The 13,856-nt window shown below is 71.4% G+C and carries 11 protein-coding genes and 1 tRNA gene; 7 read left to right on the top strand and 5 right to left on the bottom strand.

All coding sequences use genetic code 11. From position 1 onward, the window contains the following. Positions 1 to 453: 453 nt before the first annotated feature. Positions 454 to 541, bottom strand: a tRNA-Ser gene (locus tag ACIQAK_RS11955). Positions 542 to 627: 86 nt separating this feature from the next. Beyond that, complete coding sequence (locus ACIQAK_RS11950; protein ID WP_366391663.1) at positions 628 to 2,361, bottom strand: trypsin-like peptidase domain-containing protein; 1,734 nt, start codon at positions 2,359 to 2,361, stop codon at positions 628 to 630. A 201-nt stretch (positions 2,362 to 2,562) separates the two neighbouring features. On the opposite strand from ACIQAK_RS11950, the gene ACIQAK_RS11945 reads away from it, so the two are divergent. The 3 genes from ACIQAK_RS11945 to ACIQAK_RS11935 all read left to right on the top strand — a co-directional run bounded on the left by ACIQAK_RS11945 (position 2,563) and on the right by ACIQAK_RS11935 (position 5,356). Beyond that, complete coding sequence (locus tag ACIQAK_RS11945) at positions 2,563 to 3,399, top strand: glycerophosphodiester phosphodiesterase (protein ID WP_401848005.1); 837 nt, start codon at positions 2,563 to 2,565, stop codon at positions 3,397 to 3,399. Positions 3,400 to 3,493: 94 nt separating this feature from the next. Then, positions 3,494 to 4,132, top strand: coding sequence for an ATP-binding protein (locus ACIQAK_RS11940; protein ID WP_366391661.1), 639 nt, complete (start codon positions 3,494 to 3,496; stop codon positions 4,130 to 4,132). Between the two features lie 258 nt (positions 4,133 to 4,390). Then, a complete protein-coding gene (locus ACIQAK_RS11935) occupies positions 4,391 to 5,356 on the top strand; it encodes a DUF5926 family protein (RefSeq protein WP_366391660.1) in 966 nt (321 codons plus the stop codon). Between the two features lie 188 nt (positions 5,357 to 5,544). On the opposite strand, the gene ACIQAK_RS11930 is transcribed toward ACIQAK_RS11935, so the two are convergent. Together ACIQAK_RS11930 and ACIQAK_RS11925 are read right to left on the bottom strand one after the other, a co-directional pair. Continuing rightward, complete coding sequence (locus ACIQAK_RS11930) at positions 5,545 to 5,925, bottom strand: hypothetical protein (protein WP_366391659.1); 381 nt, start codon at positions 5,923 to 5,925, stop codon at positions 5,545 to 5,547. 378 nt (positions 5,926 to 6,303) lie between these two features. Then, entirely contained in the window at positions 6,304 to 7,050 is a 747-nt protein-coding gene (locus ACIQAK_RS11925) for a bifunctional DNA primase/polymerase (RefSeq protein ID WP_366391658.1), read from the bottom strand. A gap of 605 nt (positions 7,051 to 7,655) precedes the next feature. Here ACIQAK_RS11925 and ACIQAK_RS11920 point away from each other — a divergent pair. After that, positions 7,656 to 9,143, top strand: coding sequence for a PP2C family protein-serine/threonine phosphatase (locus ACIQAK_RS11920; RefSeq protein WP_366391657.1), 1,488 nt, complete (start codon positions 7,656 to 7,658; stop codon positions 9,141 to 9,143). 237 nt (positions 9,144 to 9,380) lie between these two features. Further along, on the top strand, positions 9,381 to 10,859 hold the full coding sequence (locus ACIQAK_RS11915; protein WP_366391656.1) for an aminopeptidase P family protein: 1,479 nt from the start codon (positions 9,381 to 9,383) through the stop codon (positions 10,857 to 10,859). A 31-nt stretch (positions 10,860 to 10,890) separates the two neighbouring features. Here the strand turns inward: ACIQAK_RS11915 and ACIQAK_RS11910 are convergent, their stop codons facing one another. Continuing rightward, positions 10,891 to 11,520, bottom strand: coding sequence for an ATP-binding protein (locus ACIQAK_RS11910; RefSeq protein ID WP_401848003.1), 630 nt, complete (start codon positions 11,518 to 11,520; stop codon positions 10,891 to 10,893). 408 nt (positions 11,521 to 11,928) lie between these two features. Between ACIQAK_RS11910 and ACIQAK_RS11905 the strand changes: the two genes are divergently transcribed. After that, positions 11,929 to 12,783 carry a hypothetical protein gene (locus tag ACIQAK_RS11905; RefSeq protein WP_366391654.1) on the top strand — a complete coding sequence of 285 codons (855 nt, stop codon included), beginning with the start codon at positions 11,929 to 11,931 and terminating at the stop codon, positions 12,781 to 12,783. Positions 12,784 to 13,093: 310 nt separating this feature from the next. Continuing rightward, positions 13,094 to 13,855 (top strand): YcnI family protein, encoded by a 762-nt coding sequence (locus tag ACIQAK_RS11900; protein ID WP_366391653.1) that lies wholly within the window; start codon positions 13,094 to 13,096, stop codon positions 13,853 to 13,855. Position 13,856 lies beyond the last annotated feature (1 nt).

The raw sequence follows: 13,856 nt of genomic DNA, 5'->3' as shown, positions 1-13,856 counted from the left end.
GCGAAGGCCAAGCACAATGATTGGCTTCGCTCCAGTGTTGTGGAGCACCAGCGGAAACCGGGGCCGCGCCTTCGCTGTATCTGCCACGATGGCGAACGAATGCGGCTCCCAGGTCTTCAGACGCCCTTGTCGAGCATTGAGCCATCAGAACGAAGCCACGGTGAAGACCAGGGCACATGTAGCGACGAGCGCCGCCGCCGGAAGCGAGGCTATGTTGTCCCGCTGTACTGCCAGGTTGAGTGGGATCACGCGGTGAGTGTGCCAGGGGATTGCTCGCAGCGCTGCTGTTCGGGCGTGTGCGCCGGCTGATCCGTCCACGGACCGTGGTCCACACCTGGTCCACACACCATGATCCAAAGCGGTACACGAGCGGGTCAGGGTGAGACAGGACCACATGACGAAGGGGTGCCCCTGGTCGGGACACCCCTTCTGATCAGTACGTTCTCTGACCTGTGGCGGTGGGTGTGGGATTTGAACCCACGGTGACTCTCGCCACGACGGTTTTCAAGACCGTTCCCTTAGGCCGCTCGGGCAACCCACCCCGCGTCGGCGGCCCGCAAGCCGTGATGGCCGAGGGGCCGTCAGGGACCCGTGGGGCCGGTTCGACGCTTGGGACAGCCTAGCCGGTCAGCTGTCGCCCTGGCGCTGGCCCAGGGTGACTTCGGCCGTTGCCGTCTTTCCGTCACGCTCGTAGGTGATGGTCACCTTCTCGCCGGGCTTGCGGGTCCAGATCTCGCCGATCAGGGTCGGGCCGCTGTCGATCACGGTGTCGTTGAACTTCGTGATCACGTCGCCCGCCTTCAGGCCCGCCTTGGCCGCCGGGCCGTTCGGGGTGACGGCGGGGGTGCCGTCCGCGCCCTTGGCGGAGATCGCGGCGCCGCCGGTCTTCTCCTCCATCGTCACCGTCGCGCCGATCACCGGGTAGACCGGCTTGCCCGTCTTGATCAGCTGCTCGGCGACGTTCTTCGCCTGGTTGACCGGGATGGCGAAGCCGAGGCCGATCGAGCCGGCCTGGGACTGGCCGAGGCCGCCGCCCGTCGACTGGATCGCGGAGTTGATGCCGATGACCGCGCCCGTCGCGTCCAGCAGCGGACCGCCCGAGTTGCCCGGGTTGATCGAGGCGTCGGTCTGCAAGGCGCTCATGTACGAGTTCTTGTTGCTGGAGCCGTCCCCGGAGGCGACCGGGCGGTTCTTCGCGCTGATGATGCCCGTCGTGACCGTGTTGGACAGGCCGAAGGGGGCGCCGATCGCGATCGTCGAGTCGCCGACCGCGACGCTCTCCGAGTTGCCGAGGGGGAGGGGTGCCAGACCCGGCGGCGGGTTCTTCAGCTTCAGCACGGCCACGTCGTAGCCCTGTGCCCGGCCGACCACCTCGGCCGCATACTTCTTGCCGTCGGAGAACGTCGCCGACAGGTCGCCGGACTCCGCCGCGGACGCCACCACGTGGTTGTTCGTGAGGATGTGGCCCTCCTTGTCGTACACGAAGCCCGTACCCGTGCCGCCCTCACCTTCGCCGCCCTGCGCGTCGATCGTGACCACGCTGGGGAGCGCCTTCGCCGCGACCCCGGCCACGGTGCCCGCCGGGCGCTTGATGTCCCTCGGGGTGTCCGACGCCGAGACGGTGGTCGAACTGCCGGAGGAGCCGTTGTCGTTGCGGTCGGCCGCCCAGAAGCCGAGTGCGCCGCCGACGCCGCCCGCCACGAGTGCCGCCAACGCGACGGCCGCGACCAGCCCGCCCGCGCCCCGGCGCTTCCCGTTGCCGTGGGACGGGCCGTGGGAGGGGCCGTGGGAGGGGTCGTGGCCGGGCTGGGGGGCCGGGGCGCCCCAGACCGGGCCGTTGCCGCCGCCGTCACCGGGACCGCCGCCGGGCGTGTGGGCCGCGCCGCCACCCGCGTACGAGGGAACCGCCGGCGGGGGCGGGGGCCAGGAGGCGGCGCCCGCGGGGGGTTCGGGCGCCGTCCCGTACGGGGAGTGCTGGGGCTGCTGGGGGGTGTGGGGCGAGTGGTGCGAGTGGGACGCGGTCGGGTCGGGGTGCGCCGGAGGGTCCTGGTGGGTGGCCGCGTGCGCCGGCGCGCCCTGGTGCGTGGGGGTGTGGCGCGGTGCTTCGGCGTACGCCGGTGTCGGGGGCGCGGTCGGAGGCGTGGCCGGGGCGGTCGGCGGCGTCGCCTCCGTACCGGAGCCATCCGTGGCGCCGTCGCGTACGCCGTCCGCCGCCGGAGCCGCCGGACGTACGGCATCCGCCGGAGCCGCGGCCCCGTCCGTCGTCGGTTCGGGAGTGGTGGCCGGCACGGGAGGTGCGGGCGGAACGGACGGCACGGCCGGTACCGCGTTGCCCTCGGTGCCCTCGTTCTCGGTGCTCACAGCTCTTTACTCCTCGGTTCCACTCGGCATCCAGTCGGCTTCAGGCAAGAAATCCGCTGTGCACGTGTCTGCGGTCAGCTTTTCCCACAACACGTCGGGCCACTGTAAGCAGGACCTGTGCATCCGCACACCAATCTTTACATCAGACAAAAAGGTCCTCCAGGCTGACATGTGCTCGCCTACCCCCACAGCGGTGACACCATGGCCCGGGTGACCCACGCCCGGCAGCGCACCCCGCACAACTCGATCCAGGTCGTCGCCCATCGCGGGGCCTCCGACGACGCCCCCGAACACACCCTGGCCGCCTACCGCAAGGCGATCGAGGACGGTGCCGACGCCCTGGAGTGCGACGTCCGGCTGACCGCCGACGGCCACCTCGTCTGCGTGCACGACCGCCGGGTGAACCGTACGTCCAACGGGCGCGGTGCCGTCTCCGCCCTGGAACTCGCCGATCTCGCCGCCCTCGACTTCGGCTCCTGGAAGGACCGCGAGGAGTCGCCCGACTGGGATCCGGTGCCGGGCGAGCTCACCTCCGTACTCACCCTGGAACGCCTCCTCGAACTCTTCACCGAGGTACGGGCCACCGGGCGACCGCTGCAGCTGGCCATCGAGACGAAGCACCCCACGCGCTGGGCCGGACAGGTCGAGGAGCGGCTCCTGCACCTGCTGGACCGCTTCGGCCTGGCCGAGCCGCCGGCCGACGAGCCCGCACCCATCCGGATCATGAGCTTCTCCGGCCGTTCCCTGTACCGCGTCCAGGCCGCCGCGCCCTCGCTGCCCACGGTCTACCTGATGCAGTTCGTCTCACCCCGGCTGCGTGACGGGCGCCTGCCCGCCGGTTCCCGGATCGCCGGCCCCGGCATGCGGATCGTACGCAATCACCCCGGGTACATCGACCGGCTGCACCGGGCGGGCCACCGGGTCCACGTGTGGACCGTGAACGAACCCGGCGACGTGGAGCTCTGCGCCGAACTCGGCGTCGAAGCGATCATCACCAACCGCCCGAAGCAGGTTCTGTCCCAACTGGGCCGCGTTTAGCACACGCAGCCCGCATCCAGCGCGTGAACAACCCCCCAGCACCACCATGACGGGGAGTACACCGGCGCATTCAGCGCGCGTTCAGATGTGTCGAGTGCGTCACCGGCAGACCCTTGGCCGGTTTCCGGTGCAGCTCACTGGGGCATCCAACCCGTGGCGTGGGGCAAAGGAGGTCTCGGGGGTGGCGTTGGTGGTGGCACAAGAGGTGCCTGCGTCGTCGAGCATGGCTGTTCCCCACGGCCCTGCGGGCGTGGGGCAGGCACGGCACCGGATGCGTGAGCAGTTGCGCAGCAACGGGGTGTCGGACGCGGTCGTGGACGACGCTGTTCTCATTCTTTCCGAACTGCTCAGCAACGCCTGCCGGCACGGCAGGCCGCTGGGACGGCACACGGATGTCGGTGACGGCGACGTCCTTGCCGCCTGGCGCGTGGAGTCGGGCGGCGGTCTGACCGTGGAGGTCACGGACGGGGGCGGGCCCACCCGCCCGGTTCCGGCCACCCCCTCGGTGACGGCACGCGGCGGCCGGGGGCTGAACATCATCAGCGCCTTGGCACAGGAGTGGGGTGTACGGGACGACTCGTCGGGTGAGGTCACCGTCTGGGCCCTCGTCTCCTGCCAGAAGCCACCCGGGCTGCACGGCGGCGGACCGGGCAGGGACGCGTCGGGTGCGGTCGGCGGGCTGACCGGGTTCGAGGGGCTCGACTTCTCCGACGTCCTCGACGACGCGAGCTGACGCCGCGCCCCGAGCTGACACCGCCGCCCGAGCTGACACCGAGACCCGAGCTGACACCGCCGCCCGAGCTGACACCGAGACCCGAGCTGACACCGAGACCCGCGCGGCACGTCGAGGCGGCAGCCCGACGCACGAGTTCAGCGGCAGTCCCGACGCACGAGCTCGGGAGGGCCGCCGCAGGCACGTGTACGGCGGTGGCCCCGCGGGCCGCTAGGCTCGCGCCGAGACCGCACTGTCGCAATCGGGAGAATGCCCACCATGGCCAAGAAGCGCCCTCAGACCAAGGCCGGGAAGCAGCAGCTCAAGGACGGTGAGATCCCGGTCGTCGGGGCCCGTGAGCCCTGCCCGTGCGGTTCGGGCCGTCGCTACAAGGCGTGTCACGGACGCGCCGCCGCCCAGGCCGTGACCGAGCTCGTCCACCGCCCGTTCGAGGGACTGGCCGGCGAGTGCGACTGGGTCGCCCTGCGCGAGCTGGTGCCCGCCGCCACGGTCGAGCTGACGCTTAAGGGCGGGCTGCCCGAGGGCGTCCCGTCGGTGACGCTCGCCACCGTTCTGCCGATGGCGTGGCCGGCCCTGCGCCGCGACGACGGTTCCGTCCTCCTCGCCCTGCAGAACGACACCTCCTCCGGCGACCTCAGCCGCGACCTCGCGGACACCCTCCAGCGCGCGCTGGAGGTCGAGCCCGGCACCCCGGTCGCCGCCCGCCGCGTGCCGGCCGACGGGCCGCGCCTGCAGGATCTGCTCGACCCGGACGCCGCGTTCGAGCCGGTCGTCCACACCGGGTTCGAGTTCTGGGTGCCCGACGCGGAGAACGCCACCCCCGAGGTGTCCGCCTCCCTGGAGCGCGCGAACGCCGCCGCGATCCCGACGACGCTGCTCTCCGGCGTCGACGCCGCGTACTGGTGCGAGACCCCCGAGAAGAACCACCTGCGCTGGGTCATGCCGCACCCCGAGGAGCAGCTCCTCGACGCGCTCGCCCGGCTGCACGCCGCCGGCACCTCCTCGCTCGGCGACGACACCCGGCTGGTCGGCTCGTTCCGGGCCCACGGTCTGGTCGTCCCGGTCTGGGACCTGCCGAGCACGATGGGCGCCGAGGCGTGCGAGAAGCCGGCTGTCGCGTTCGCCGAGCGGCTGGCGACGGCGCTCGCCTCCGACGCCCCGCTCACCGCCGAGGAGCGCCGGGCCCGCGGCGGCCTCACCAACCGCCAGGTGACCCTCAGCTGACGCTGCCGGCACCTCCGCGCGAGTCGGTGACCCGCGTCACAACTCCCCGTACTCACAAGTAAATCGCTGTCCCTGTAAGCGAGATCGAATTTGCGAACGGCAGATCTCTTGTTACCGTTCTAGAAGCCCGGTCGCTGGTGCATCCCCCGTCGCCAGCGACCGGGCGTTTTCGTTTCGCCTCCGTCGGCTCAGTCCGATGTGCCCGGTGCCCGCTCGGATCCGGCCCGCAGCAGCAGCGGCGCCTCCTCCACCGGCCCCGGGCCGGCGTACTCCGCCACCGCCGTGTAGGCACCCGGAGCGCCCGTCGAGGGTCCTCGTGGCGTCTCGCAGCTGCCCGGCTCGTCGTGGGGCGCCAGGACGCAGTGCAGCTCCACCGTCCGCCCGCCCGGCCCCATCAGCGTGAGTACGGAACGAAGTTCCGCGCCGGAGGTGTTGCGGTAGTAGGCACGCGCCCAGGTCTCGCCGCCCCCGGTCATGACACAGGTCTGCGCCTCGACGCCCTCCGGTGAGACCAGCTCGGGACCGCACCATGCCGCACCGTCGGAGGCGTCCGCGCTCTCAGCACTCATTCTCGACGACGATTTCGGCCGTGCCGGTGAAGAGGATTCCGTCGCTTCTGCGGACAGGTCATCAGAAAGCTTTTTTTCATGGATTTCTGATGGCCTGTCCGCAGATTTGTCACCGGTCGGCAGGGCATCCGGAGATCCTCCGGGATCTGCGGAAGCGACGATCGGAATCAGGCACGCGGACATCACGACAGCCGTGAGACCGGTCATGCGGAGATTCATGGTGGCCCCCTTGCCGACCGCGCGGCAATCGCGGGTATATCGGGTATATGGGGAGCGACGATATCGACGTGGGACCGGCGGCCGGGCCGTCCGGCACCCGTTCACCGCGCATACGGCCCGGCTCACACCCGTACGAGTGAGAGCCGGGCCGTCCGTCCGTCAGTACGCGAGTCGGCTGCCGCCGTCCGGGGCGCTGGTGCTCGCCTCGACCAGGGCGTCCAGGACCGCCTCGACGTCCGGGAGCCAGGGGCTCGCCTTCACCGCGGCGCCGCCACCCTTCGTGACTCGGCGGAGCACCGGGCCCGCCGGAGCGGGGTCCACCAGCGGCGACGGAGCCCGCTCCCAGCGCACCTGGCCCGCGCCGATCTCGGACGGCGGCAGGACGAGGTACCCGCCCTCCCCGTGGAACCGGAGCGAACTAGGCACCCAGTCCTTGCTGTACAGCAGCTCGCCGAGCCGCTCCAGCGTGTACGGGGCCACCAGCAGCGACCACCGGGTGGGCGTGGCGACGACGGGGCCCAGCCGCATGCCCATGTGGTCGAGGGCGACCAGAGCCTTCGCCCCGGCCAGGGCGGGCAGGCTCACCGCACAGGGGGCGCGCCCGCCGGTGGCCAGCATCACCGGGGCGGTGGGGCGGTTGCCCCACCACCAGCGCACCATGCGCTCGTCCGTGGTGGCCGCCAGCAGTCCGGGGTCGAGGGGGTGCGCGCCGGGAACGGCGCAGTCGGGGTCGGGGCAGGCGCAGCCGAGGCCGCGCCCGTCGCGCAGGGCGGCCGACGCGGTCCCGGCACCGGGGAGCACGGGCCACTGCCATGCGGTGGCGAAGGTCAGGGCCGCGTCAAGCCGGGCGGCACCCTCCTTGCGCCGGAGCCGGAGCCTGCGTCGCCTTCCGAGGATCTCGCGCATGAGCGCTCGTTCCTTTCCGTTGAACGCCGAGTCCACATGACGCCACGCGTGAGGGACACCGCGTGTACGTCTCTTCGCTGTGCGTACGTGCTCATCAGGTTCTGCGGTACGGGCGTGCCTTCGGTACCGAGCGTGAGCCGAGCCGAGCCGAGTGGAACCGATCCGAGTGGAACCGATCTGGGGTGGTGCCGAGCTGCGTGGAGCCTGGGGCGCCCACCACGGGCGCCTCGTGCCTGTCGGCCGGGCCCGAACCCCGCCGCGAGGGGCGGAGGCGCGACCGTCACTGATCGCGGCCGTCACGGGTAAGGACGTCCGGACTCGCTGTCAGGTTCCTGGGCGATCATGTCCACCCTTGAGCGTCTGCCCGGGCACCTGTCCTGAGCGTCTGCCTGAGCACGTGCCCCTGAGCGTCTGCCCTGGACGTCGTCGATTACGTACCCGGCCTGCCCGGAATGACGCCGCCCCTGGGACTTCACCCCGGAGCACCCCTGGTTGAGCCTTGTCGAGCTGCCCCAGTCGACAGCAAACAGCTCCCGGATGGTGCATTTTTCAGCCAAGTTGACTGACACTGGAAAGGCGCGAGTCCGGCGAGCCTCCAGGGGACAATGCTGGACATCGGGTTACTTGTGCGTGTACATGTGGATGCATTGATAGTGGCGCAGAATCACATGGGGGTTTGCGATGCTATTCGACGAATCGCACTGGCCGGAAAGCTGGCTGCCATGAGCGCCCCACACCTTCCGAAAGTGGCTGGAATCGATCCAGACGTTCCGGTTTCAACGCATACTTCCGCTCCCCTGAGAGAGGTTCCGGCAGCGCCCGGCGCCTTCATCCAGGACCGGCTCGCGGGCTGGGTCTCGGATCTCACGACGCTGCACGAACTCACCGAGCGACTGGCCGGGACCACCACCCTCGACGCCGCCCTCGACGAGCTGCTGCACGCCGGAGCCGCCCTCGTCGGCGCCCGCCGCGGGCTCCTCGTACTGGAACCGGCGTACGCCGGTGCACCGTCCACCACCCTCGGCCTCGGGCTCACCCCCGCCGACCTCGGGCACATCGAGACCGTGCCGCGCTCCGTCACCGCACTGGGCCGCCTCCTCGACGGCCACCCGGCCACCGCGGACGGGATCACCAGCCCCGACCTGCTCGGCGACAAGAACCTGGACCCCCGCCACCGCGAGGTCGCCACCCGGCTCGGCTACGCCGCCAGTTACGCCCTGCCGCTCGCCTCCGAGGCGGCCGGACGGCTCGGCGGCGCCGCGTGGCTCTACGACGAACCCGGGGAGCCCTCGGAGAAGCAGCGCCATCTCGTCGGCCTCTACGCCCGGTACGCCACCGAGCACCTCGCCCGCCTGATCGAGCTGGAACGCGCCCGGGCCGACCTCGCCACCGTCGCCGGGGAGCTGCTGCCCAGCCGGCTACCCCGCATCCCGGGCGTACGGCTGGCCGCCCGGCACCGGACCGGGCCCCGAGGCGGCGGCGACTGGTACGACGCGCTGCCGCTGCCCGACCACGCGCTCGGGCTCGCGGTCGGCTCCGTGGGCGGATCGGGGCCGAGCGCGATGGCCGCCATGGGCCGGCTGCGCGCCAGCCTGCGGGCGTATGCCGTGATGGAGGGCGAGGACCCCGTCGCCGTACTGTCCGATCTCGAACTCCTGCTGCAGCTGACCGAGCCCGCGCGCACCGCCACCGCCCTCTTCGCCTACTGCGAGCCCGCCGCGCGCAAGGTCGTGCTCGCCGGGGCCGGGCACACCCCGCCGCTGGTCCTCGGCGAGAGCCGCTGCGAGTTCGTCGAGACCACGCTCTCCGCCCCGCTGGGCATGCTCTCCTGCTGGGAGGCGCCGAGCGTGGAGTTCAGCCCGGCGCCCGGCGAGACGGTGCTCCTCTACACCGACGGCCTGCTGCGCCGCACCGGTGACGCGATGGACCGCGCCTTCGCCCGGCTGCACTCGGCCGCCGCCTCCGTGCCGAAGGCGGGCCGACCCGATCCGGCCGCCGTCGCCGATCACGTACTGCGCACGATGCTGCCTGACGGGCTCGACCGCAGCGACACCACCGAAGACGTGGTGATCCTCGCCGCGCACTTCGACTGAGTCCCCCGCGTCTCTGGGACCTCCTGTACCTCTGGGGCCTCCTGCATCTCTGGGACCTCCTGCACCTCTGGGACCCTCTGCGTCTCTGAGACCCTCTGCGTCTCTGGGACCTCCTGAGTAACCGAGCCCTCCTGAGTAACGAGTCCTCCTGAGTATGAGGTCCTTGGGCCCTGAGCCCCCTTCCGTACGCCCGTACGATGGGTGGTGGTCCAGTGTCGTATCAAGGAGAGACAAATCGTGTCTGAGGAGCTCATCCCGGAAAACCCGGAGCAGGAGACCGAAGAGAACGAAGCGGCGAAGCCCATCAAGCAGCGGAAGAACGGCCTGTACCCGGGTGTCTCCGACGAGCTTGCCGAGAACATGAAGTCCGGCTGGGCCGACACCGAGCTGCACGAGCTCGAACCGATCGCCCAGGCCGAGCACACCGCCTCCCGGCGCGCCGCGCTCTCCGCCCGCTTCCCCGGCGAGCGCCTGGTCATCCCCGCGGGCAACCTGAAGACCCGCTCCAACGACACCGAGTACGCCTTCCGCGCGTCCACCGAGTACGCGTACCTCACCGGCGACCGGACCCAGGACGGCGTCCTCGTCCTGGAGCCGTCCGGCGAGGGCCACGAGGCCACCGTCTACCTGCTGCCCCGCTCCAACCGGGAGAACGGCGAGTTCTGGCTCGACGGCCAGGGCGAGCTGTGGGTCGGCCGCCGGCACTCCCTCGCCGAGGCCGAGCAGCGGCTGGGCATCCCCGCGAAGGACGTCCGCGAGCTCGCCGGCGCGCTGGCGGAGGCCACCGGCCCGGTCCGTAACGTGCGCGGCCACGACGTCTCCATCGAAGCCGCCCTCACCGACAAGGTCACCGCCGAGCGCGACGAGGAGCTGCGCGTCTTCCTCTCCGAGGCCCGCCTGGTGAAGGACGCCTTCGAGATCGCCGAGCTGCAGAAGGCGTGCGACGCCACCGCGCGCGGCTTCGAGGACGTCGTGAAGAGCCTGGACAAGGCCGAGGCGACCAGCGAGCGCTTCATCGAGGGCACGTTCTTCCTGCGCGCCCGCATCGAGGGCAACGACATCGGCTACGGCTCGATCTGCGCCGCCGGCCCGCACGCGACCACCCTGCACTGGGTCCGCAACGACGGTGCGGTCCGCGCCGGCGAGCTGCTGCTCCTGGACGCCGGTGTGGAGACCGACGAGCTCTACACCGCCGACGTGACGCGCACCCTGCCGATCAACGGCACGTTCTCGCCGCTCCAGCGCATGATCTACGACGCGGTGTACGAGGCCCAAGAGGCGGGCATCGCCGCGGTGAAGCCCGGTGCCACCTTCCGCGACTTCCACGACGCCTCGCAGCGGGTGCTCGCCGAGAAGCTCGTCGCGTGGGGGCTGCTCGGGGACCTTTCGGTGGAGAAGGTCCTGGAGCTGGGGCTTCAGCGCCGCTGGACCCTGCACGGCACCGGCCACATGCTCGGCATGGACGTCCATGACTGCGCCGTCGCGCGCACCGAGGCGTACGTCGACGGCATCCTGGAGCCGGGCGTCTGCCTGACCGTGGAGCCGGGCCTGTACTTCCAGGCCGACGACCTGACCGTGCCCGAGGAGTACCGGGGCATCGGCGTCCGGATCGAGGACGACATCCTCGTCACCGAGGACGGCAACCGGAACCTGTCCGACAAGCTGCCTCGCCGGGCCGACGAGGTCGAGGCCTGGATGGCGCAGTTGAAGGGCTGACCGTCCGGCCCTCCGGCGAAGGGCGCGCCGCTCACACCATGAGCAGCGCGCCCTCCCGCCATTTCAGGACCTTGTCGAAGCTCACCACCGCACCCCGGCCCGGCCGGTTGCCGAACTGGACGTGGTCGGCGAGCTGCTCGATGAGGTCCAGCCCGCGGCCGCTCTCGGCGACGCAGGGGATGTACGCGACGAACGCGGGCTGCGCACCGACGGGCTCGGGGTGCTCCGTGCGGTCGACGTGCTCCACGCGTTCGATGTGCTCCACGCGGTCGATGGGCTCCACGCGTTCGACGTGCTCCACGCGTTCGATGTGCTCCACGCGGTCGATGGGCTCCACGCGGTCGACGTGCTCCGTACGTTCGATGTGCTCCACGCGGTCGACGTGCTCCGTGCGGTCGACGTGCTCCGCGTGTTCGGTGTGCGCGGCTGGGCGAAGCGCGCGGCGGGCGGGAAAGCCCGGCCCCGAGTCGGCGACCTCGATACGGCACTTCTCGCCGTCCAGGTAGGCCGTGACCCGGTACTGCCCGGAGTCCGCCGAGGCTTCCCCGGCTCCGCCGTCCCCGTACTCCGCGAGGCCCGACCGGTCGCCGCCGTGTTCGACGGCGTTGGCGCAGGCCTCACTGAGCGCGACCGACAGGTCGAAGGAGATATCGGGATCCACTCCCGCGGTCTCCATGGTGCCGAGCAGAAAACGCCGGGCGAGCGGAACGCTCGCAGCTTCGCGCCGCAAATGGAGTGACCACCAGATGCTCATGCTCCAGCCTCCTGGCTGCGGCTCGACGTACCGATACGTATTGCCGCACAAGGCACTTCGTAAGCGCGGATCGGCCGACAGAGCCCTCTTTCGGCGGATGCGGATATTCCGCGCGCCGGTGTATGGCACGCCGGGCGGTACCCCGGCGGAGGCCGGGGCGAGTCGCGGCGGGGGCCGGAGCGGGTTCCGGAAGCGGCGAGTCCACAGTCCGTACATCCCCCGCCAACAGCCACAACAAGCGCGCTTGCGGACGGAGGCTGATGTTCCGGACCTGCCGTACCGCGGACGGGTGCGCAGTGCGATGATGTCCCGGCCATGTCCACGCCTGTCGCACACGCCGGAGCCGGTCTGCGGCTCATGAGGGCCGCGCTGTTCACCGCGGTCTGCGTCGTGCTGTCCGCGGCGGGGCACGCGTTCGCCGCCGGCGCGCCCGTCCCCGCGTGGACCCTGCTCGCCGGATTCCTCGGCGTCCTCGCCGTGGCCGCGGCCCTCGCCGGACGGGAACGCTCCCTGCCGTCGATCGCGGGCGCGCTGGCGGGCGGGCAGGTCGCCCTGCACGTCCTCTTCGCGTACGGCAGCCACGGCAGCGCGCAGGCCGTCGCCGCCACCGCGCCCCGGGGCAGCGGCGAGAACCCCGTGATCCGTTTCGCCGCCGGACTGGTGTGCGGGGGAGGGCCGGGGCAGATCGACGCCGCCGACGCCCACCGCATCGTCACCACGGCGGGCATAGACCCCGCGACGCTTTCCCAGGGCCACGGTCACCTCGCTTCGGAAGCCGCCGCCACGGCGGCCCTGGACGGCGGATCGGGCCTGGCGTCGGCGTACGCCGCGGTGGCCGCGCTGCTGCCGGGCCTGCCGATGTTCCTGGCGCACCTGCTGGCCGCGCTCGCCGCCGGCTGGCTGCTGCGGCGCGGTGAGGCCGCCCTCTTCCGACTGGCCCGGCTCTCGGCGCACGGCGCCCAGGAGCTCGCGGCCGGGGCACGGCTGCGCTCGCTGCGCGCCGCGCTCGCGCTCGTACGGGTCCTGCGCGCCGGAGCGCGCGAGCAGCTCGTGTGCGGCCCGCGCGCCCCGCGTACCGCCGACGACGACCCGGCACCGGCTACCGGGGACCCTCTGCAGCACCTGGTGGTCAGGCGCGGGCCTCCGGCCCCGTACGCCCTCGCAGCCTGACACGACACCCGCGCCCAGTTCCGCACGGACCTGTACAGATCTGCACGGGCCTGCATGGACCAGTACGGACCTGTACAGACCCGCACGGGCCTGCATGGACCAGTACGGACCTGCGCAGACCCTTACAGACCAGTACGGACCCGTACGGACCACCGTTCACGACGTCTGTCCTTCTCCTGGACCGCGCGTGCAGCGGCTCTTCGGCGGCCGTGCCCGGATCCCTCACGGACCGGACGAGGTGTCGTGCTGCCGTCGCGCACCCGCGCGCCGGACCACCGTGTTCCTCTTGCCCTGTGGAGTGATTCCTGCCATGAACGCCCTCAACGTCTCCCGCATCGCCATCGCCACCGGCGTCGCCGCCTCCACCGTCCTGCTGCTCGCCGGGCCCGCCGCCGCGCACGTCAGCGTCCAGCCGCAGGGCGAGGCCGCCAAGGGCGGTTACGCCACCCTCAACTTCAAGGTGCCCAACGAGCGGGACCAGGCCTCCACGGTCAAGCTCGAAGTGAACTTCCCGGCCGACCACCCGCTCTCCTCCGTCACCCCCGAGGCGATCCCGGGCTGGAAGATCGCCATCACCAAGGGCAAGCTCGACAAGCCCCTCGAGGTGCACGGCAAGAAGATCGCCGAGGCCGTCACCAAGGTGACCTGGACCGCCGACGGCTCCAAGATCGCGCCCGGCTACTTCCAGCAGTTCCCGGTCTCCGTCGGGCAGCTTCCCGAGGACGCCGACCAGCTGGTCTTCAAGGCCATCCAGACGTACGACAACAAGGAAGTCGTCCGCTGGATCGAGGAGCCCACGGGCGGCGAGGAGCCCGACAGCCCCGCCCCGGTCCTGAAGCTGTCCGCCGCGACCGAGGACCACCACGGCGGCGGCGCGGCCGACAAGGGCGGCGACGACGACCACGAGGCCGAGGACACGGCCGCTTCGGCCGAGGGGGAGAAGAAGGAGACGCACGCCGCGTCCTCCTCCTCCAGCGACACCACGGCCCGCACCCTGGGCATCATCGGCATCGTCGTCGGCATCGCGGGCGTCGCGTTCGGCGTGCTCGCCGGCCGTCGCCGTACGGCCTGAC

Source organism: Streptomyces sp. NPDC088706, assembly GCF_044752765.1.
Lineage (GTDB): Bacteria > Actinomycetota > Actinomycetes > Streptomycetales > Streptomycetaceae > Streptomyces.
The sequence above is the reverse complement of the archived record's forward strand: the minus strand, read 5'-3'. Positions and strand labels throughout refer to the sequence as shown.